21 protein-coding genes are annotated in these 18,631 nt (G+C 61.2%); 11 read left to right on the forward strand and 10 right to left on the reverse strand.

From position 1 onward, the window contains the following. Positions 1–29 precede the first annotated feature (29 nt). Positions 30–413 carry a hypothetical protein gene (locus DSM107133_RS15825; protein WP_114293627.1) on the reverse strand — a complete coding sequence of 128 codons (384 nt, stop codon included), beginning with the start codon at positions 411–413 and terminating at the stop codon, positions 30–32. A 321-nt stretch (positions 414–734) separates the two neighbouring features. Between DSM107133_RS15825 and rplS the strand changes: the two genes are divergently transcribed. Together rplS and rpmE are read left to right on the forward strand one after the other, a co-directional pair. Continuing rightward, entirely contained in the window at positions 735–1,118 is a 384-nt protein-coding gene (rplS, locus tag DSM107133_RS15830; protein WP_114293628.1) for a 50S ribosomal protein L19, read from the forward strand. An 11-nt stretch (positions 1,119–1,129) separates the two neighbouring features. Then, entirely contained in the window at positions 1,130–1,351 is a 222-nt protein-coding gene (gene rpmE, locus DSM107133_RS15835) for a 50S ribosomal protein L31 (protein ID WP_089421294.1), read from the forward strand. 483 nt (positions 1,352–1,834) lie between these two features. Here rpmE and DSM107133_RS15840 read toward each other — a convergent pair whose 3' ends face one another. After that, the gene (locus tag DSM107133_RS15840) at positions 1,835–2,089 is read right to left on the reverse strand and encodes a zinc ribbon domain-containing protein (protein ID WP_114292131.1); all 255 of its coding nucleotides are present in this window, start codon (positions 2,087–2,089) and stop codon (positions 1,835–1,837) included. 69 nt (positions 2,090–2,158) lie between these two features. Between DSM107133_RS15840 and DSM107133_RS15845 the strand changes: the two genes are divergently transcribed. Then, positions 2,159–2,539: a MerR family transcriptional regulator gene (locus tag DSM107133_RS15845; RefSeq protein ID WP_114292130.1), complete on the forward strand. Its 381-nt coding sequence runs from the start codon at positions 2,159–2,161 to the stop codon at positions 2,537–2,539. Between the two features lie 465 nt (positions 2,540–3,004). Next, entirely contained in the window at positions 3,005–3,814 is an 810-nt protein-coding gene (locus DSM107133_RS15850; RefSeq protein WP_114292129.1) for a division plane positioning ATPase MipZ, read from the forward strand. 34 nt (positions 3,815–3,848) lie between these two features. Here the strand turns inward: DSM107133_RS15850 and DSM107133_RS15855 are convergent, their stop codons facing one another. Then, positions 3,849–4,289, reverse strand: a complete 441-nt coding sequence (locus tag DSM107133_RS15855; protein WP_114292128.1) for a MarR family winged helix-turn-helix transcriptional regulator — start codon at positions 4,287–4,289, stop codon at positions 3,849–3,851. Between the two features lie 124 nt (positions 4,290–4,413). Between DSM107133_RS15855 and hmgA the strand changes: the two genes are divergently transcribed. From hmgA to DSM107133_RS15890, 7 genes are all read left to right on the forward strand, one after another. Further along, positions 4,414–5,748: a homogentisate 1,2-dioxygenase gene (hmgA, locus tag DSM107133_RS15860; protein WP_240310417.1), complete on the forward strand. Its 1,335-nt coding sequence runs from the start codon at positions 4,414–4,416 to the stop codon at positions 5,746–5,748. A 68-nt stretch (positions 5,749–5,816) separates the two neighbouring features. Beyond that, positions 5,817–7,073, forward strand: a complete 1,257-nt coding sequence (fahA, locus tag DSM107133_RS15865) for a fumarylacetoacetase (protein WP_114292126.1) — start codon at positions 5,817–5,819, stop codon at positions 7,071–7,073. Between the two features lie 67 nt (positions 7,074–7,140). Continuing rightward, positions 7,141–8,091, forward strand: coding sequence for an MBL fold metallo-hydrolase (locus tag DSM107133_RS15870; protein WP_114292125.1), 951 nt, complete (start codon positions 7,141–7,143; stop codon positions 8,089–8,091). Next, on the forward strand, positions 8,088–8,354 hold the full coding sequence (locus DSM107133_RS15875) for a hypothetical protein (RefSeq protein WP_114292124.1): 267 nt from the start codon (positions 8,088–8,090) through the stop codon (positions 8,352–8,354). The genes DSM107133_RS15870 and DSM107133_RS15875 overlap by 4 nt, the downstream gene beginning before the upstream one ends. 12 nt (positions 8,355–8,366) lie before the next feature. After that, positions 8,367–9,920, forward strand: a complete 1,554-nt coding sequence (locus DSM107133_RS15880; RefSeq protein WP_114292123.1) for an FAD-dependent oxidoreductase — start codon at positions 8,367–8,369, stop codon at positions 9,918–9,920. Next, positions 9,917–10,114 carry a DUF2783 domain-containing protein gene (locus tag DSM107133_RS15885; RefSeq protein WP_114292122.1) on the forward strand — a complete coding sequence of 66 codons (198 nt, stop codon included), beginning with the start codon at positions 9,917–9,919 and terminating at the stop codon, positions 10,112–10,114. The genes DSM107133_RS15880 and DSM107133_RS15885 overlap by 4 nt, the downstream gene beginning before the upstream one ends. A 331-nt stretch (positions 10,115–10,445) precedes the next feature. Continuing rightward, positions 10,446–12,104, forward strand: coding sequence for an ABC transporter substrate-binding protein (locus DSM107133_RS15890; protein WP_114292121.1), 1,659 nt, complete (start codon positions 10,446–10,448; stop codon positions 12,102–12,104). 65 nt (positions 12,105–12,169) lie between these two features. On the opposite strand, the gene DSM107133_RS15895 is transcribed toward DSM107133_RS15890, so the two are convergent. The 7 genes from DSM107133_RS15895 to boxC all read right to left on the reverse strand — a co-directional run bounded on the left by DSM107133_RS15895 (position 12,170) and on the right by boxC (position 18,563). Then, positions 12,170–12,649: a 3-hydroxyacyl-CoA dehydrogenase family protein gene (locus DSM107133_RS15895; protein WP_114292120.1), complete on the reverse strand. Its 480-nt coding sequence runs from the start codon at positions 12,647–12,649 to the stop codon at positions 12,170–12,172. Continuing rightward, positions 12,646–13,533 (reverse strand): helix-turn-helix transcriptional regulator, encoded by an 888-nt coding sequence (locus DSM107133_RS15900; protein WP_114292119.1) that lies wholly within the window; start codon positions 13,531–13,533, stop codon positions 12,646–12,648. The genes DSM107133_RS15895 and DSM107133_RS15900 overlap by 4 nt, the downstream gene beginning before the upstream one ends. A 6-nt stretch (positions 13,534–13,539) precedes the next feature. Next, positions 13,540–13,986, reverse strand: a complete 447-nt coding sequence (locus DSM107133_RS15905; RefSeq protein WP_114292118.1) for a thioesterase family protein — start codon at positions 13,984–13,986, stop codon at positions 13,540–13,542. Then, on the reverse strand, positions 13,970–15,145 hold the full coding sequence (gene boxA / locus DSM107133_RS15910) for a benzoyl-CoA 2,3-epoxidase subunit BoxA (RefSeq protein WP_114292117.1): 1,176 nt from the start codon (positions 15,143–15,145) through the stop codon (positions 13,970–13,972). Before boxA ends, DSM107133_RS15905 begins: the two co-directional genes overlap by 17 nt. Beyond that, positions 15,142–15,312, reverse strand: a complete 171-nt coding sequence (locus DSM107133_RS15915) for a hypothetical protein (RefSeq protein ID WP_205387757.1) — start codon at positions 15,310–15,312, stop codon at positions 15,142–15,144. The genes boxA and DSM107133_RS15915 overlap by 4 nt, the downstream gene beginning before the upstream one ends. A gap of 71 nt (positions 15,313–15,383) precedes the next feature. Beyond that, positions 15,384–16,835, reverse strand: coding sequence for a benzoyl-CoA 2,3-epoxidase subunit BoxB (gene boxB / locus DSM107133_RS15920; protein WP_114292116.1), 1,452 nt, complete (start codon positions 16,833–16,835; stop codon positions 15,384–15,386). 66 nt (positions 16,836–16,901) lie between these two features. After that, positions 16,902–18,563, reverse strand: coding sequence for a 2,3-epoxybenzoyl-CoA dihydrolase (gene boxC, locus DSM107133_RS15925; protein WP_114292115.1), 1,662 nt, complete (start codon positions 18,561–18,563; stop codon positions 16,902–16,904). Positions 18,564–18,631 lie beyond the last annotated feature (68 nt).

Consider the following 18,631-nt stretch of genomic DNA (forward strand, 5'->3'; position numbering starts at 1 on the left):
CAGGCGTAAATTGAAGACTGGGTGTCGTGTCAGAGAAGGACGGGCGGCCCGCGTGGGTGGTTCTGGCTGCGTGCAACCTGCCCCGTGACCAGTGCCGCCCCTTGCACGGTCGGCACATAGGCGCGGATTTGCAGGGCTGCGGGCACCATCAGCGGGCTTTGCAGGGTGACATGGGCCATGCCGGCAGACCAGTCACACCGGTCGTGCTGTGCCTCGACAGGGTTGCCACTGGCATCCAGCGTTATGGTGGTGGTGGTCCCGTCACCGGTGCACAGCACCAACGTCAACCCGCCCGCCTGCGCCGCAGGCATGGTGCCCGGCGTCAGACAGGAGAACGCCACGAACAACATCACATGCGCCGCGCGGATCAGCGCAGCGGTCTTGTGGTGCAGCTTTGATATTGTCCTGGTCATCCGCTCTGTTTAACAAAGCCGCAGCGCCGCGCCAGCGCTAAAACACGCCTGCGTCATACTGCGCAGGGATGCGGACGCTGTCTGCCCCTTGACCGGGCCTGCCCATCCACCCTATACCGCGCAAGTTCGGAATCGGCACCTGCCGCCCGGACTGTTTGGCCTGTGGCATCCCTTCGATGAACCAGCGCAGCGCGAAACACATAACAAGGAACGGTGCTTGAACACTCCCTGCGGGCGGCGATGCCGGACCCGGCGAAGACAGGAAGCTCTGAGGCGCGCAAATCTTCGTGGAGCAACCACGAGCATAAAGGAGAAGGTCAGATGAACCTGATCGCACAGATCGAAGCGGAGCAGATTGCTGCGCTGGGGAAAACCATCCCCGATTTCAAAGCGGGTGACACCATCCGCGTCGGTTACAAGGTGACCGAAGGCACACGCACCCGTGTGCAGAACTACGAAGGCGTCTGCATCGCGCGCAACAACGGCAACGGCATCGCCGGTTCGTTCACCGTGCGCAAGATTTCCTTTGGTGAGGGCGTGGAACGTGTGTTCCCCCTGTTCTCGACAAACATCGAAGACATCACTGTCGTGCGTCGTGGCCGTGTCCGTCGCGCCAAGCTGTACTACCTGCGGGCCCGTCGTGGTAAATCCGCGCGTATCGCAGAAGTCACCAACTACAAGCCCAAGTCGGGCGCCAGCGCGTAAGGATCCGGATCATGAAAGCCGATACACATCCCGACTATCACATGATCGACGTCAAAATGACGGACGGCACCGTGGTGAAAATGAAATCGACATGGGGCAAGGAAGGCGACCAGCTGTCGCTGGACATCGACCCCTCCGTGCACCCCGCGTGGACCGGCGGCAACAGCCGTCTGATGGATACCGGCGGCCGCGTGTCGAAGTTCAAGAACAAATACGCCGGTCTGGGCTTCTAAGCCTGCCAGCAGCTATGACGAAGGGCGTGGCCAGCGATGGCCGCGCCCTTTTTCGTTTGAGGGATGCACCGCACGCCCTGCTCACGCGACCTTAACCCGTCGGCGGCATCCTTGGCCCCGTTGCAACACCCGCCGGTTCGGGCCAACAACCCGACCGGCATCCCATAGGACCAGAGGCGCGCAGGCCGCGTCATATCTGAACGGTTCAGACATGCAGGGATAAAATCCTGTCTCACACTCCGATCTGGCGGCGCCGCCTTTTTTAACGGGCTTCCCACGATCCACATCAGATGAAACGAAACAACTGCCCCGGAGTGTTCCGGCGCAGCCATTCCGCGTTGCCTGCCATTTGCAATGAAACGCATGGCTCGCAACAAGGTGCACCGCCCGACCGCCCGTCACGCCAGAGGCGGGACGAAGCCTCCGCTGGAAAACATCGCGCAGATGACCGCTTTGGAGCAGGTGCGGAAAAGTTCGGCTCTGTCAGTTCACCCAACGCCTCAGTTTTGGAATCCCGCGTGTAAATGCCCAAGCCAGGATTTTGGGCATCCCTTTTTCAACCAGGGCTGTGACGCAGTGTGCCTGGAATTCGGTGACCGACACCGTGGGGTGTATGAAGGCACCGTTTTCATAGCAAAGCGAGCAATATTCCGAACTCTTCGTTCCGTCGCTTTCTGACCCCCCTCCTTTGGGATCCTTGTTCAGCGGCATCCCGCAACTTTGGCACCGATTTGACATGGAAAGCTCCTTGCGTTTTCACATCAACATGACTACCAACAACCATGGTCCACAGTCAATGGTATTGAAATGCGCATAGGTGAACTGGCCAAACGCAGTGGGTTTACCCGCGATGCAATCCGACTTTATGAGCGGAGCGGTTTAATCAAAGCGGACACGCGAGAGGCCGACAACAACTACAAGAGCTATCCTGAAGGCGCGGTCTTTGCGCTGGAAATCATCAGGGATGCCCAAGCAGCAGGTATGAGTATTCATGACCTTTCAAAGTTCATGAGACAGCTTGAGGCGCAGGACACAGATGATTTTGATGGCGACGCGTTTCTGGCCGATAAGATCGTCGAAATCGAGGATCGGATCCAAGCCTCGAAGCGGTTCCTGGCCACCCTGCAACAGACAAGAGTGGCGTTGGCTGCGGCGCCATATTGCGACGACCAGGTCTTCGAGCGGTAGGGTCTGAACCCTAAATGTCGAAAGCACCAGCCGCCACTGGAAGGTCCTTAGCAGCCATTCGATCAAAACGCAGCATTGGTTCGCAAGGCCTGTTACCCGCCGTTCGCGGCGATCTAAGTAGAGGTCCGGTTGGCTAACTTTGCTGCCACCCACCAAGCCCGGAACAAGGTGCGCCGTAAATAGTCGGCACGCCTCTGGCGTGACGGGCGGGCGCTTCTTCACCGTCTTGCACTTCCTACCCCTCACGCCAAAGATTAGAAATTAAGTGGTACCCACCGACGTTGTGATGCCCACCCGCGGTCGGGCGCTGCCCTTTGTGGTGGGCCTCCCTGCCGCAAATGCGTCACTAACCCTGTCATTTTTGCCAGCTTTGCGCCTGTCCGCGCTTTTCACAGGTCGATCCACAACATATAGTGTGCCAAAGAAGGCAAACCGCACAGAAACAGCGGATGCAAGGGGACAGGCATGGCGCATATTATCGTCGTCGGAAACGAAAAGGGCGGCGCGGGGAAATCCACCGTGTCGATGCATGTGGCAACCGCATTGGCGCGCATGGGCCACAAGGTCAGCGCGCTGGATCTGGACCTGCGGCAACGCACCTTCGGGCGCTATGTCGAGAACCGGCAAGGGTTCCTGAAAAGCGCCGAGCTGACCCTGCCCAGCCCCGAGGTGCACGAGCTGCCCGAGATCGACCCCGGCACCCTGCAACCCGGTGAAAACATCTATGACCACCGTCTGAGTGCCGCCGTGGCCTCGCTGGAGCCGGACAACGATTTTATCCTGATCGACTGCCCCGGCAGCCACACCCGTCTGAGCCAGGTGGCGCATTCGCTGGCCGATACGCTGATTACCCCGCTGAACGACAGCTTTGTCGATTTCGACCTGCTGGCGCGGATTGATGCGACGGGCGACAAGATCCTCGGGCCGTCAGTCTATTCCGAAATGGTCTGGAACGCGCGGCAGTTGCGCGCGCAGGCGGGGCTTCAGCCCATCGACTGGATCGTGGTGCGCAACCGCATGGGCGCACAGCGCATGGTCAACAAGGAAAAGATGGAACGCGCGATCAAGATGCTGGCCAAGCGCATCGGCTTTCGCGTGGCCCCCGGCTTTTCCGAGCGTGTGGTGTTCCGCGAGCTGTTCCCGCGCGGGCTGACGCTGCTGGACCTTAAAGACATCGGGGTCAAACAGCTGAACATCTCGAACGTGGCCGCACGGCAAGAGCTGCGCGACCTGATAAAATCGCTGAACCTGCCCGGCGTCACTGTCGACTTCTGACCGACGGCGGCGGGCCATTCAGGCCCCCACCGGTTCAGCCCCCCTCTTCGGCCAGCCGCAACAGCATACGGCGCAGGGCGGCCACGTCCTCGTCGCCCAGCATTTCGGCCAGTGCCGCGTCATAGTCCTGTGCCACCTTGCGCAAATCCCGATAGGCTGCCTGCCCCTGCGCAGTCAGCTCCAGATGTTCGGCCCTGCGGTCCTGCGCATCGCGGTCACGCGTCAGAAACCGCCGTTCGGCCAGCCGCTGCACCGCGCGGCTGATCTTGGTTTTGTGCAGCCCCGACCGGTCGCGGATATCCGACGCGGTCATGCGCCCGTACATGCCCAGATGAAACAACACCCGCCATTCATTGCGCAACATGCCATAGCGGCCTTTGTAAATGCTCTGAAATTCCAGCGAAGACGCCTCGGCGGCCTGATTCAAAAGATAGGGCAAAAACGCCCTCAGATCGAATGTCTCTGTATCGGCCATTTTCCACCTGAAACGGTTGTTAGTTACAAAACCAACTATTACACATGCAACGAATCTGCAAGACTGCCGCATCAGGCAATGTACAGGAGGCACCGCAATGAACACGCACACCACGCCCAGCACCATGGTACAGGCCCCTGACACCGGCGGCACCACGCCCGGCTATATGCCCGGCTTTGGCAACGATTTCGAAACCGAGGCCCTGCCCGGCGCCCTGCCCCAGGGCATGAACAGCCCGCAAAAGGTGAACTACGGCCTGTACGGCGAACAGCTGAGCGGCACCGCCTTTACCGCGCCCAGCCACCAGAACGAACGCACATGGTGCTATCGCATCCGTCCTTCGGTGAAACACTCGCACCGGTACGAGCGCATTGAGCTGCCCTATTGGAAATCGGCGCCGCATATTCCGGCAGATGTGACCAGCCTGGGCCAGTACCGCTGGGATCCGGTGCCCCATTCCGGCCAGTCCTATACATGGCTGACCGGCATGCGCACCATGACCACTGCCGGTGACGTGAACACCCAGGTGGGCATGGCCAGCCACATCTATCTGGTCACCGACAGCATGGTCGACAGCTATTTCTACTCTGCCGACAGCGAACTGCTGATCGTCCCACAGGAAGGCCGCCTGCGGTTCTGCACCGAACTGGGTGTGATCGACCTTGCCCCGCAGGAAATCGCCATCATCCCGCGCGGGCTGGTCTATCGTGTCGAAGTGCTGGAAGGCCCCGCGCGCGGGTTCGTCTGCGAAAACTACGGGCAAAAGTTCGACCTGCCGGGCCGTGGGCCGATCGGGGCCAACTGCATGGCCAACCGCCGCGATTTCAAAACGCCGGTGGCCGCCTACGAGGACCGCGAGACCCCCAGCACCGTCACGATCAAATGGTGCGGTCAGTTTCACGAGACCCGCATCGGCCACAGCCCCCTGGACGTGGTCGCATGGCACGGCAACTACGCGCCGGTGAAATACGACCTCAGCACCTATTGCCCCGTCGGCGCGATCCTGTTCGACCACCCCGACCCGTCGATCTTTACCGTGCTGACCGCCCCAAGCGGCGTCGAAGGCACGGCCAACATCGACTTTGTCCTGTTCCGCGAACGCTGGATGGTGGCCGAGGACACCTTCCGCCCGCCGTGGTATCACAAGAACATCATGTCCGAGATGATGGGCAATATTTACGGCCAGTATGACGCAAAGCCACAGGGCTTTGTCCCCGGCGGCATGTCGCTGCACAACATGATGCTGCCGCACGGGCCGGACAAGAATGCGTTCGAGGGTGCGTCCAACGCCGACCTCAAGGCCGAGAAGCTGGACAACACCATGTCGTTCATGTTCGAAACCCGTTTCCCGCAGCATCTGACCCAGTTTGCTGCAAAAGAAGCTCCGTTGCAGGATGATTACATCGACTGCTGGAGCGACATCGAAAAGAAATTCGACGGCACGCCGGGCAAGAAATAACGCCCCCGCGCCGATCTGAAATACCGGGCGGCCCGCGCGTGGCCGCCCACAATCCATAGGAACCACATATGCCCCTGATGAAAAGCTGGATCTCCAGCGCCAATTCCGCCGACACCGACTTTCCGTTGAACAACCTGCCCTACGGCGTGTTCTCGGTCGGGGACGACGATCCGCGCTGCGGTGTGGCGATTGGCGACATGATCCTGGATCTGGCCGCCGCCGAAGATGCCGGTCTGGTGACGCTCACCGAATACCCGCTGTTCGACGTGCCGTTCTGGAACGAGGTCATGGAAGAAGGCCCCGCCGTCTGGGCCGCCCTGCGCGACCGGCTGGTGCAATTGCTGTCCGAGGGCAGCGCCGATCAGGACAAGGTCGCGCCGTTGCTGGTGCCGATGGCCGATGCCACGATGCACCTGCCGACGGTCGTGGCGGAATACACCGACTTTTACGCCGGCCGCCACCACGCCACCAACGTCGGCACCATGTTCCGGGGCGCGGAAAACGCGCTGCCGCCGAACTGGCTGCACATTCCCATCGGCTACAACGGCCGCGCGTCGTCGGTCGTGGTGTCCGGCACCGACATCCGCCGCCCCTGGGGCCAGCTGAAGGGACCGAACGACGACAAGCCCCGCTTTGCCCCCTGCGCGCGCTTTGACATCGAGCTGGAAATGGGTGCCATCGTCGGCACTCCGTCCGACGGCCCGCTGACCGTGGACGAGGCCGACGCGGCGATCTTTGGCTACGTGTTGCTGAACGACTGGTCGGCGCGTGACATCCAAGCGTGGGAATACCAACCGCTTGGGCCCTTCCAGGCCAAGGCCACCGCCACCACCATCAGCCCGTGGATCGTGACCAAGGCGGCGCTTGAGCCCTTCCGCACCGACACGCCCGCGCGTGAATTCGAACTGCTGGACCACCTCAAGGACACCGGCCCGATGCTGTACAACATCGACCTGTCCGTCACCCTTGCCCCCAAAGGCAAGGACGCCAGCGTGATCGCACGCACCAACTACAACGAAATGTATTACTCGGCCGCGCAGCAACTGGCGCACCACACCACCGCAGGCAGCCCGATGACACCGGGTGACCTGCTGGGGTCCGGCACCATCTCGGGCGCGGAAAAATCGCAACGCGGCAGCCTGCTGGAACTCAGCTGGGGCGGCAAGGAACCCTTCACGCTCGACACCGGCGAGTCGCGCAGCTTTATCGAGGACGGCGACACGCTGGGCCTGCACGGCCATGCCTCGGGCGACGGCTACCGCATCGGCTTTGGCCCCTGCACCGGCACCCTGCTGCCCGCGCTGGACGATCCCTACAAGCGGTAATCCCGCTTCATCTTGCTAGAAAAACTCCCGCCGGAGGCTCCGGCGCTGACCAAAAAGGACCACACTCATGGCCAAGGCATTCGCGTCCCAAGGGGACATGACCGAAAAGAAAATCTCGTTCACCGAAGTCGGTGAGGGCCTCTATGCCTTCACCGCCGAAGGCGACCCCAACTCGGGCGTCATCATCGGCGACGACAGCGTGATGATCGTCGAGGCGCAGGCCACGCCGCGTCTGGCCAACAAGGTCATCGACTGCGTGCGCAGCGTCACCGACAAACCGATCAGCCACGTGGTGCTGACCCACTATCACGCGGTCCGCGTGCTGGGCGCGTCGGCCTTTGACGCGGGCCAGATCATCATGTCCGACACCGCGCGCGGCATGGTCGCCGAACGCGGGCAAGAGGACTGGGACAGCGAATTCCAGCGCTTCCCACGCCTGTTCGAAGGTCACGAGAGCATCCCCGGCCTGACGTGGCCCACCACCACGTTCAAGGACAAGATGACCGTCTATCTGGGCAACCGCCGCGTGGACCTGATGCACCTGGGTCGCGCCCATACGGCAGGTGACATCGTGGCGCATGTGCCCGACCAGAACGTCATGTTTACCGGCGACATCGTCGAATATCACTCGGCCTGCTATTGCGGCGACGGCTATTTCGGCGACTGGGGCACCACACTGGACAACATCAAGGCCTATGACGTTGACGCCATCGCACCGGGGCGCGGTGACGCGCTGGTGGGACAGGAGATGGTGAACGCCGCCATCGAAAACACCCGCGACTTTGTCGACAGCACCTATGCCGCCGCAGCGCGTGTGGCCGCCCGTGGCGGATCGCTCAAGGACGCATGGGATGCCGTGCGCGCCGCCTGCGATCCCAAGTTCGCAGATTACGCGATTTACGAACATTGCCTGCCCTTCAACGTCGCCCGCGCCTATGACGAGGCACGTGGCATCGCACATCCGCGCATCTGGACCGACAAACGCGACATCGAAATGTGGGAAGACCTGCAAGCATGACGATCTGGGGCGCGGTTTATCTGGCGGTACAGGGGCTGGTCTTTGCCCTCTGGGCATTCCAGATGTTCCGCGCCCTGTTTCAGGCCCGTCGCATTGCCGTTGCCAACAGCGGCAAGATGTGGCCCGGCCCTTTCGCTGCACTTGCTGCCTTGCGTGACTGGGCGCGCAGCCATCCGCGCGAAGGCAAACAATTGCTCGTCACCACTGCGGTGCTCTTCCTGTTTATCGCACTTGCCCCCTTGCGCGCCACGCTTCACCCATGAAGGACCCCGACCATGGCCTATGATTACGCCCCTTTTCCCTATATCGCCCCGCCTGGCCTGACCGGGCAAGAAGCACGCCATCCGGTTGTGATCGTGGGTGCAGGCCCCATCGGGCTGGCGATGGCCATCGACCTGGCGCAACAGGGCGTGCGTTCGGTGGTGCTGGACGACAACAACGTGGTTTCGGTTGGCAGCCGCGCGATCTGCTGGGCCAAACGGTCGCTGGAAATCTTTGACCGGCTTGGCGTCGGGGAACGGATGCTGTCCAAGGGCGTGACGTGGAAAGTGGGCCGCCTGTTTCATGGCGACAAGCCGGTCTACAACTTTGACCTGCTGCCCGAAGAGGGCCACAAATACCCCGCCTTCATCAACCTTCAGCAATATTACGTCGAACAATATCTGGTCGAACGCGCACAAGAACTGCCCGACCTGATCGACCTGCGGTTCCTGAACAAGGTAACAGGCCACACCGACAAGGGCGATCATGTGGTGATCGACGTCGAAACCCCCGATGGCCCCTACCAGTTGGAAGCCGACTATTACATCGCTGCCGAAGGCGCCGCATCGCCGACGCGCAAACGCATGGATCTGCCGTTCGAAGGCCAGACCTTCGAAGAGCATTTCCTGATCGTCGACGTGGAAATGCAACAAAGCCCGTTTGAAACCGACAGCCCCGAACGCTGGTTCTGGTTCGCGCCGCCCTTTCACCACGGCCAGTCCGCGCTTTTGCACAAGCAGCCCGACAACATCTACCGCATCGACCTGCAACTGGGGCCTGACACTGACCCCAAGGCCGAAGCGGCCGAGGAAAAGGTAATCCCGCGGATCAAGGCCATCGTCGGGGATACGCCGTTCCGGCTGGACTGGATGAGCGTCTATAAATTCCGCTGCGCCAAGCTGGACAATTTCGTGCACAACCGCGTGCTGTTCGTCGGGGACAGTGCCCATGTGGTGTCGCCCTTTGGTGCGCGGGGTGGCAATGGCGGCATTCAGGACGTGGACAATCTGGGCTGGAAACTGGCCGCTGTGCTGTCCGGCGATGCGCCTGCGACCCTGTTGAACAGCTACAACGACGAGCGCAGCCACGGATCTGCCGAAAACATCCTGAATTCGTCACGCGCCACCAACTTCATGACCCCGAAAAGCCCCATCGAGGCGCTGTTTCGCAACGAAGTGCTGAATTTGGCCGAAACCCACCCCTTTGCACGCAAGCTGATCAACTCGGGCCGCCTGTCGCAGCCCTGTTCGCTGCACGGGATGTCCTTGCAAACGGGCGATCACCCGCTGGTGGGCCAGTCGCTGATCGACGCGCCCGTCGGCACCGGCTGGCTGGTGGAGCAGGCGCAAGGGGCCTTTACGCTGCTCAGCTTTGGCGACGATCGCGCGCCGGAAATCGAGGGTATTCAGGCCCTGCACATCGCCAACCCCGGCCCTGAACTGGCCCTGCGCTATGGCAAGGGCTGTTTTCTGATCCGCCCCGATGGCCACATCTGCGCCCATTTCGAGAACCCGCAAGCCGCACAGATCTCCGCCGCACTGGCCCGCGCCAAAGGACTGACACAATGATCCTTCAAGACAACCTTGGCCCCGAGGGCGACAGCATTTACACCGCCCTGATGCAAACGCACGAGGGCCTGTCCGAGGCCGAAAGCCACGCGCTGAACGCGCGCCTGGTGCTGATGCTGATCAACGAAGTGGGCGACGCCGCGCGCATCAATTCCCTGCTGCAAGAGGCGCGCCGCACCGTTTCTGCGGCCTGAGCACAGGCGCAACGCGGTGGCAGAATGGTGCCGCGGACATGCCAAACGCAATCTGTACACGAATTTGTGTGCGCCCGAACGCGCCTGAAAAGGCCGTTTTCCAACAATTCATGACGCTCGGGCACCAAGAACGACCCAAAAACCGGGGTATTCCTGGTTCAGCGCTTCTGCGGGTTGGGTTGACGCGATCACTTAGATCGTTTGAAATCATAAACACTCTTAACGGAGCGATAACAAATGCAGGTTAACTGCTTTACCAAGTGTACGCACTCTGCGCGGCACGCACCCATGACACCGTAAGTACCTTGTGGTGTCGACAGAGAGGAAGAACATGACTTTTTTGACACGCACGGGGAAACCCCTACCTTCAACAATCGTGGATCAAGCCAAAAAGATCGGACCCAACGCCGTGGACCGGCGCGAATTCCTCGCCTTGGCCAGCGCCTTTGGTGCCACTGCCGCAACCGCATATGGCATGCTGGGCATCGCCGCACCTGCACATGCAGAAGGCCACAAAATGGGCGGCGAAGTGCGCTTTCAGATGGAAGTGCGCGCGATGAAAGACCCCCGCACATTCGACTGGTCGCAAATCGCCAACTTTTCGCGCGGCTGGCTTGAGTACCTCGTGACCTATGAAAACGACGGCACGTTCAAACCGCAGCTTCTGGAAAGCTGGGAGGTCAATGACGACGCCACCGAATATACCCTGCATGTCCGCAAGGGTGTGACATGGAACGACGGCACCCCGTTCACCGCCGCTGACGTGGCCAACAACATCGAACGGTGGTGTGAAAAAGATGTCGAAGGCAACTCGATGGCAGGCCGCTTTGCCACCATCATCGACCCCGAGACCAACAAGGCGCTGGACGGGTCCATCGAAATTGTGGACGACCACACCGTCAAGCTGAACCTGCCCGCGTCCGATATCTCGATTATTCCCGGCATGGCCGACTATCCCGCCGCCATCGTACCCCAGGGGTTCAACGCAGACACAATGGTTGAAAACCCCGTCGGCACCGGCCCCTATCTGCCCACCGAACTTGAGGTTGGCGTGCGTGGCGTGCTTGAGAAAAACACCAACCACACATGGTGGAACGAAGGCAACGGCGCCTATATCGACAAGCTGACCTATATCGACTACGGCACCGATCCGTCGGCATGGGTCGCCGCAGCCGAGGCCGAAGAAGTCGATGCGATGTATTCCGTTGAAAGCGAATTCATCGACATCATGGCGACGCTTGACGGCTGGGTGCAGAACGAGATCGTAACCGCTGCGACCATCGTGATCCGCCCGAACCAGCTCGCCGAAGTTGACGGTATGAAACCCTACGCCGACAAGCGTGTGCGTCAGGCGATCACCATGGCCGTCGACAACGAAGTGCTGCTGGAACTGGGCTATGCCGGGCGTGGCATTCCGGCTGAAAACCACCACGTCGGGCCGATGCACCCCGAATATTTCAAACTGCCCCCGCGCGTCGTCGACCCTGCCGCCGCCAAGGCGCTGATGGAAGAGGCCGGGATGGCCGATTTCGAACACGAGCTGATTTCCATCGACGATGCGTGGCGCAAGGATACCACCGATGCAGTCGCCGCCCAATTGCGCGACGCGGGGATCAAGGTCAAACGCACCATCCTGCCCGGCTCGACCTTCTGGAACGACTGGACGAAATATCCGTTCTCGTCGACCAACTGGAACCACCGCCCGCTGGGCGTGCAGATCTGGGCGCTTGCCTATCGCACCGGTGAGGCATGGAACGAATTCGGCTATTCCAACCCCGAATTCGATGAAAACCTGACCAAAGCACTGGCCACCGCCGATCTGGATGCACGCCGCGAACTGATGGAAATCGGTGAGAAAATCCTGCAAGATGACGGCGTGACCATTCAGCCGTACTGGCGGTCCTTGTACAACTTTACCCGCGAGGGTCTGGTTGGCGCAGGCCACCACATCACGTTTGAATACCGGCCTGCCGAAATGGCCTGGACCTGATCCAACAGGTTAACGCATCAGGGGGCTGCCATCGCGCGGCCCCCTTTTGTCTCGATCAAAGATTTTCAGCGAAGGTGCAGCGCTGTCTGGCAGGCTTTGGCCAGCCGCCTCTGATCCACACCCTGCTGCTGCAAGTGCTGTAGCGCCTGCGCCTGCGCCGCCTGCATTTGTGTCACAAGCGCTGCATCCGGCAGGTCATGGCGCGTGACCTTGGCGAACCATGCTTCTTCGAGGATAAGATCTTCGATCAGCGGGTCGATCACTGCGCCGCCCCCGCCGGGATAGCGGTAATGCCCGACGCCGCCCTTCTTGCCCATGCGCCCCTCGGCGACCATGCGCGGCAGGATCGGAGAGGCCGCCACCGCACGCCGCGCCAGAACAACATCCAGCCCCAGCAGGTCCATCGCAGCGCAAGGGCCCATCGCATAGCCGGCCGCCTCCAGCGCCTCGTCCAGTTCCCAGGGGTTGGTGTGAAACATCAACAATCTGTCTGCCGCCAGCCAAAAGGCATCTTGCAGGGTCGCCGTCACCTCGGCTTCGGTCAAACGGAAATGCTTTCGACAAAGCGGTGCTTGGCAATCACCGCCAACAGGTCGTTCACCGAGGATTGCACAGGCCGGTTGGCGGTATCCACCTGCGCCTGCGCGCGTTCGTACAGTGGTGTGCGGGCGGTCAACAGCGCCTTGAGCTGGTCCATCGCCGCCGGATTGTCCTTCATCGGACGCAGATCGCCCTGCGCGCGCACCCGCGCCATGTGTTCGGCCGGGCTGGTGCGCACCCAGACCGTGTGAAACCGTTCCAGCAGGGTGCGATAGGTCTGTTGTTCGGCCACGATGCCGCCGCCCACGGCAAGGATCAGGCGGTTTTCACTGTCAATCACAGAGCCCAGAACCTCTTGTTCCAGATCCCGATAACCGTCCTGACCATACAGCCCCATGACCTCGGCCACCGGCATGCCGGCCTGATCCTCGATCAAGGTGTTCAATTCCAGAAACCGGATGCCCAGCGCCGCCGCCGCGGCCTGGCCCAGCGTCGATTTGCCCGCGCCGCGCAGGCCGACCAGACAGATACGTTGCGCTTTTGCGCCACCGGGCGCTTGCGGGGCCAGCATGGCCCGCACCCGCCCCTGAATATCCGCCCCTGCCGACTGGAACAGTTTCGCCACGCGCAACGTGTCATCGCTGAGCGGCGCGTCATCCGCCAACAGCGCCGATACCGGCACGCCCAACGCATCGGCCACCCGCGCCAACAGCAGGATCGAAATGTTGCCCTGCCCCGATTCCAGCTGCGCCAGATAGCGCGGCGACACGCCCGACCGGTCCGACAAGGCGCGGCGCGGCAATTTCTGCGCCTTGCGCGCGTCGCGCACCCGTTGGGCCAGCCGCTGGATCAGCGGGTTGTCGTTGGGGGTGTTGGACTGGTCCGTCATGTCACCTCAGGGCCGGATAAGCGGTTCGACCACCGCCCGGATTTCGGGCGGAGCCGCTTGCGAGCGGAAGGCATCGGCCACGGTGAACACACAGGTAAACGACCCTTCGAAACACAGCACCCCGTTCTGGTGGGCATCGACCCGAAAGGTGATGGATTTTTCGCCCAACCGCTGCGGCCAGACCGCACACATCAGCCGATGGCGCGGGGTGACAGGGCTGCGGAAATCCATCGACAGGTTCACAAAGGGCGTGCCGATGTTGCGGTCCAGTTCCAGCTGGAACCAGCCGTCACCGTCCAGATGCGCCTCCCACCAGGCATTGATCGCCTCCAGCGCAAAGACCGGCAGGCGGCCCGTGTAGGCAATGCGCGCAGGGTCGCAATCGCCCCATGTCACGCGGATTTCATGAACAAAAGGCGGTGTCTGGTCTGGCACGTCAGTAAGTTTCCACATGATAGCGGCCCTCTTCACGCATCACATCGCGCAAAGCGGTCCATTGTTGGCCGATACTTTCGGCAATCGAGGTCAGCGCGCGTTCCACGCCTTCCTCCATCCCCTTGAGGCCACATATGTAGATATAGGTATTTTCGTCCGCCAGCAAATCGGCAACCGCCTCTTCCTCGGCAACCATGCGATCCTGGACATATTCCTTGTCGCCCGTGCGCGAGAACACCAGATGCTGTTTCATCTGCGCTTCGGGCACTTTCTTGAGCGGCCCGAAATAGGGCAGCGAATCCGGCGTGCGCGCGCCAAAGAACATGGTCATCTGCGCGGTGGCCGAGGTGCGTTGCCGCTGCATGGTAAAGGCACGCATGGGCGCCGATCCGGTGCCGGTGCAGACCATCAGCAGGCGGGCCTTGCTGTCATTGGGCATCAAAAAGGTTGCGCCGAACGGGCCGGTAACATTCACCGTGTCGCCTTGTGCAATGTCGCACAGATAATTCGACGCCAACCCCTTGGCCTCGCGTTTCACCGTAAGCGAAATGTTGTGATAGCCTGCGCGTTCGCCGTCGCGGGGGCTGGACACGGAATAGAGCCGCGGCAGATGCGCCTTCCCGTCTGCATCGGTGCCGGGGGGGATGATGCCCACAGATTGCCCTTCCAGCACCGGAAACGGCAGCGCGCCGGGATCCAGAATGATATGGCGCACATCGTGATCGGGATCATCCGTCAGACGATAGTTGCCCTGCACCGTCATCTTGGCCGGCTTGCCAAGGTTGTACATATTGACCGCAGCCTTGGCCGCGCTGACGGGGGCGCGGGCCTTGCCGCCTGCGCCCTGATGCGCCTCGGCCAGCAGGGCGGCCACGGCGTCATCCAGACTGTCGCCCTCTTGCGAAGGTGGCGCGACCTCGATGTCCTCTTGTTCCGGCAATTCGTCGAATTCAAACTGCTGTTCCAGCGAATAGGGCGTTTCGACCACGCGCCATTCGTCAATCGACCCTGTGGGGCAAACCGGAATACAGTCCATGCAGAAATTGCATTTGTCCGCATCCACCACGACGTTGTTGTCATCATGGACAATCGCGCCCACCGGACAGGTCATCTCGCAGGTATAGCAGCGGATGCAAATTTCGGGGTCGATCAGGTGCTGTTTCAGCGGCTGGTTCATAGGGAACGCCCGTTCAGGATCAGGTCAGGGATCAACATCGCGTCGATCAGGGCCTGACACAGCCCTTCGCAGCCTTTGCAGCCGACACAGGGGCCTTGCAGCACGGCCACATCAGCGGCCAGAGCATGGGTTTGCGGCGCAAAGGCCACGGTGCGTTTGGTTTGCATGGGTCGTCTCCTGAGCGCGAAAGGGAAAACGTGCGCCGGGGCAGGATACACCCTGCCCCCGGCCAGGGCCATCAGGCCATGTGCAGTTTGACGTATTCGAAATCGCCGGGCTTGTTGTCGATGCCAACCTTGGGCGGCGCAATCCACGATGCATATTGGCCGGGTTCATAGCAAGGCTTCATCAGCGACTGGATATAATCGCCATCGGCCTTGGTTGGCAGCCATTCGTTCTGGCGCTTGGCCCATTCGTCGGACGAGATGATGTTGCCATCGGGGTCGACAGCGACAGCCGAGAACACACCGATCTGACGGTGGAACCCTTCGTGGGGCAGTTTCAGTTCGAAATCGATGCCCGCCTTGGCGATCTGTTTGTTCCAGCGGCCCACGCCACCGGCCGCATCGCGCACATAATCGTCGCGCAGGCGCATGTTGATGGCGGTCAGGGCGGGCACGTCTTCGGTCACGATCTTGCCGTCCTTGATCGAGGTGACCGCATAGGTGTCGTTTTGCAGCTTGTGATCGTCGTCGATCCGCTGCTCCATGTACCGCCCCTTGATGCCAGAGTTGAACGCGTTGGCGGCGTTGGTCGACACCTCCTGTCCGAACAGGTCCAGCGACAGCGTGTAATGCAGGTTCAGCTTTTTCTGGATCGTCGGCAGGTCGATAACGCCCAGATCGCGGATCTTGTTGATGTCATAGGGGTCGGTGATGCCATGTTTGGCCATCGCCTCCAGCGTTGCCTGAATGGTGCGGCCCACGCCGGTTTCACCGACAAACATATGGTGCGCCTCTTCGGTCAGCATGAACCGGCAGGTGCGCGACAGCGGGTCGAAACCCGACTGCGCAAGGCTTTCCAGCTGCATCTTGCCGTCGCGGTCGGTGAAATAGGTGAACATGAAGAACGACAGCCAGTCCGGCGTTTCCTCGTTGAAGGCCCCCAGCATCCGTGGCGCTTCGTCCGAACCGGACGAGCGGACCAGCAGATCGTCGGCCTCTTCGCGGCCATCACGGCCAAAGTATTTTTGCAGCAGATAGACCATGGCCCACAGGTGGCGGCCCTCTTCCACGTTCACCTGAAACAGGTTGCGCATGTCATAAAGCGACGGTGCGGTCAGGCCCAGGAAACGTTGCTGTTCGACCGATCCCGGCTCGGTGTCGCCCTGAATGACGATCAGCCGTTTCAGCATGTTGCGATACTCGCCCGGCACTTCCTGCCATGCGGGTTCGCCGTAATGTTCGCCCATCGGAATGGTGCGGCCCTCGACCTCGGGGGCCAGCAGAACGCCCCAGCGGTATTCCGGCATTTTCACATAGTCGAACTTGGCCCAGCCCTTGGGGTCCACGCTGACGGCGGTGCGCAGGTAGACCATCGATTCCTGAAAGTTCTGAGGGATCAGGTCGTTCCACCAGTTGATGTAACCGGGGTGCCATTTTTCCAGTGCTTTCAGCACCTTCTTGTCCTGGCTCAGCCCCACGTTATTGGGAATCTGGGTGTCGTAGCTTACGTTGATCAGGTCCATCATGTTCGTTCTCCCATGAGGTGACGCGCGCGCACAGCCCGGTGTTCGGGTCGGCGCGCGCAGATTCAGTTACACACGTTCCATGTTGTAATCGCCGCGCTTGCCAGTGCCGTAGCGTTGCAGCGCCCCGTCTGCGCCAACGGCATTGGGACGAATGAAAATCCAGTTCTGCCATGCGGTCAGGCGACCGAAAATGCGGGTTTCCATCGTCTCGGGGCCGGCAAAACGCAGGTTCGCCTCCATCCCCGTCATCGCGTCGGGCGAGAAGCTGGCGCGCTCTTCCATGAAGATGCGGATTTCGTCGTCCCAGTCGATATCGTCCAGGATCATGGTCACAAGGCCCAGCTCTTCGGCCTCTTCGGCTTCCAATTGCTCGCCCATCGCGGCCTTGGCTTTATCCACCGCTTCGGGTTCGCCCAGGAAACGGGTTTGAAGACGGGTCAGATCATTGGACATCGGCATGGGGCCAAAGTTCGCAGCCGTCAGGGTAATCGTCGCCAAGGGGCGGTTGTCGCCGTCAAATTCGTCTTCCATCATATAGGTGCGGTCGACCGAAAACAGGATTTCGGCAAGGATACCGGTAAAGCACGACCCGTGCTCCACCAGCGCCGCCATGCTGCGCGAGGTCACGTCGATGCGTTTCAGGATGCGTTTCCAGTATTTCAGCACCTCGTTGGCCAGCCAGTGATCGGCGTTGTCCATCAACAGCGCCTCGTGGGCGGCAAAACCTTCAGGGTCGCCTTGCGTGCGGAACACCAGCAGGCCCGCCTCCATCTCGTTCAGGCGCAGGTGCAGGATGGCATCGTCCAACTGCCGCGCCAGACGCAGCATATAGGCCGCATCCCCCTGCGCGGTGAAGGCGTCCATATCGGCGGGCGCGTCCTCTTCGGGGCCTTTGATCGTGATCGTGGCGCGGCGGGCGGCACGGTCCAGCGCCACTTCGACCAGTTCGTATGACACGCTGCCGTCTTCCGCGATACTGCGTTCGATCGGGTTCAGGGTGATGCCCTGTGTCACGTCCGCCTTGGCCGAACTGCTTGCGAATTCGCGGGCGCGTTCCTGCACGGTCTCGTCGAATTTCGAATTGGCGATCACCTCGTCTACCAGCCGCCATTCCTGTGCCCGTTTGCCGCGCACGCCCTCTTCGGTGGAGCAGAAGATATCGGCGCGGTCGCGGCGCACCTTGCGTTTGTCGGTGACGCGGGTCAGCCCGCCGGTGCCGGGCAGAACCGCCAGCAAGGGCACTTCGGGCAGGGACACAGATGACGTGCTGTCATCGGTCAGCATGATGTGGTTGCACGCCAGCGCCAGCTCGTAGCCGCCACCTGCACATGCGCCTTTGACGGCGGCGATGTATTTCTGGCCACTGTCGGCCTCGGCGGCCTCGAATGTGTTGCGGGTCTCGTTGGTGAATTTGCAGAAGTTCACCTTGTGGCTGTGTTTCGCACCGCCCAGCATCCGGATATTGGCCCCCGCACAGAAAACCTTGTCCTTGCCCGACTGCATCACGACGACCTTGACCTCGGGGTGTTCGAACCGCATCCGCTGGACGACGTCGGCCAGCTCGATGTCGACACCCAGATCATAGCTGTTCAGCTTGAGCTGGTAGCCGTCGAACAGGCCCGCGTCTTCGTCCACGTCCATGAACAGATTGGCAACGGGGCCATCATATTCGACACGCCAGTGGCGGTATTTGCTGGGGTCGGTACGGAAATCAATAATCTTGGTCACGGTATCGGTGTCCTTTTGGCGGGGTGCAGAAAGGTCTGCACGGGCTTGTTGTGTAGTATAGTTACAAA

Origin of the sequence: Pseudosulfitobacter sp. DSM 107133 (genome assembly GCF_022788695.1) — a bacterium.
Taxonomy (GTDB): domain Bacteria; phylum Pseudomonadota; class Alphaproteobacteria; order Rhodobacterales; family Rhodobacteraceae; genus Pseudosulfitobacter.

Bases quoted from the DNA above. Each gene is read 5' to 3' on its own strand.
- DSM107133_RS15915 (WP_205387757.1), bottom strand. From the start codon at position 15,312: ATGCAAACCAAACGCACCGTGGCCTTTGCGCCGCAAACCCATGCTCTG.
- DSM107133_RS15840 (WP_114292131.1), bottom strand. From the start codon at position 2,089: ATGTCAAATCGGTGCCAAAGTTGCGGGATGCCGCTGAACAAGGATCCC.
- DSM107133_RS15845 (WP_114292130.1), top strand. From the start codon at position 2,159: ATGCGCATAGGTGAACTGGCCAAACGCAGTGGGTTTACCCGCGATGCA.
- DSM107133_RS15890 (WP_114292121.1), top strand. From the start codon at position 10,446: ATGACTTTTTTGACACGCACGGGGAAACCCCTACCTTCAACAATCGTG.
- boxB (WP_114292116.1), bottom strand. From the start codon at position 16,835: ATGATGGACCTGATCAACGTAAGCTACGACACCCAGATTCCCAATAAC.
- hmgA (WP_240310417.1), top strand. From the start codon at position 4,414: ATGGTACAGGCCCCTGACACCGGCGGCACCACGCCCGGCTATATGCCC.
- boxA (WP_114292117.1), bottom strand. From the start codon at position 15,145: ATGAACCAGCCGCTGAAACAGCACCTGATCGACCCCGAAATTTGCATC.
- DSM107133_RS15880 (WP_114292123.1), top strand. From the start codon at position 8,367: ATGGCCTATGATTACGCCCCTTTTCCCTATATCGCCCCGCCTGGCCTG.
- rpmE (WP_089421294.1), top strand. From the start codon at position 1,130: ATGAAAGCCGATACACATCCCGACTATCACATGATCGACGTCAAAATG.
- DSM107133_RS15885 (WP_114292122.1), top strand. From the start codon at position 9,917: ATGATCCTTCAAGACAACCTTGGCCCCGAGGGCGACAGCATTTACACC.
- DSM107133_RS15900 (WP_114292119.1), bottom strand. From the start codon at position 13,533: ATGACGGACCAGTCCAACACCCCCAACGACAACCCGCTGATCCAGCGG.
- DSM107133_RS15875 (WP_114292124.1), top strand. From the start codon at position 8,088: ATGACGATCTGGGGCGCGGTTTATCTGGCGGTACAGGGGCTGGTCTTT.
- DSM107133_RS15850 (WP_114292129.1), top strand. From the start codon at position 3,005: ATGGCGCATATTATCGTCGTCGGAAACGAAAAGGGCGGCGCGGGGAAA.
- rplS (WP_114293628.1), top strand. From the start codon at position 735: ATGAACCTGATCGCACAGATCGAAGCGGAGCAGATTGCTGCGCTGGGG.
- DSM107133_RS15870 (WP_114292125.1), top strand. From the start codon at position 7,141: ATGGCCAAGGCATTCGCGTCCCAAGGGGACATGACCGAAAAGAAAATC.
- fahA (WP_114292126.1), top strand. From the start codon at position 5,817: ATGCCCCTGATGAAAAGCTGGATCTCCAGCGCCAATTCCGCCGACACC.
- DSM107133_RS15855 (WP_114292128.1), bottom strand. From the start codon at position 4,289: ATGGCCGATACAGAGACATTCGATCTGAGGGCGTTTTTGCCCTATCTT.
- DSM107133_RS15825 (WP_114293627.1), bottom strand. From the start codon at position 413: ATGACCAGGACAATATCAAAGCTGCACCACAAGACCGCTGCGCTGATC.
- DSM107133_RS15905 (WP_114292118.1), bottom strand. From the start codon at position 13,986: ATGTGGAAACTTACTGACGTGCCAGACCAGACACCGCCTTTTGTTCAT.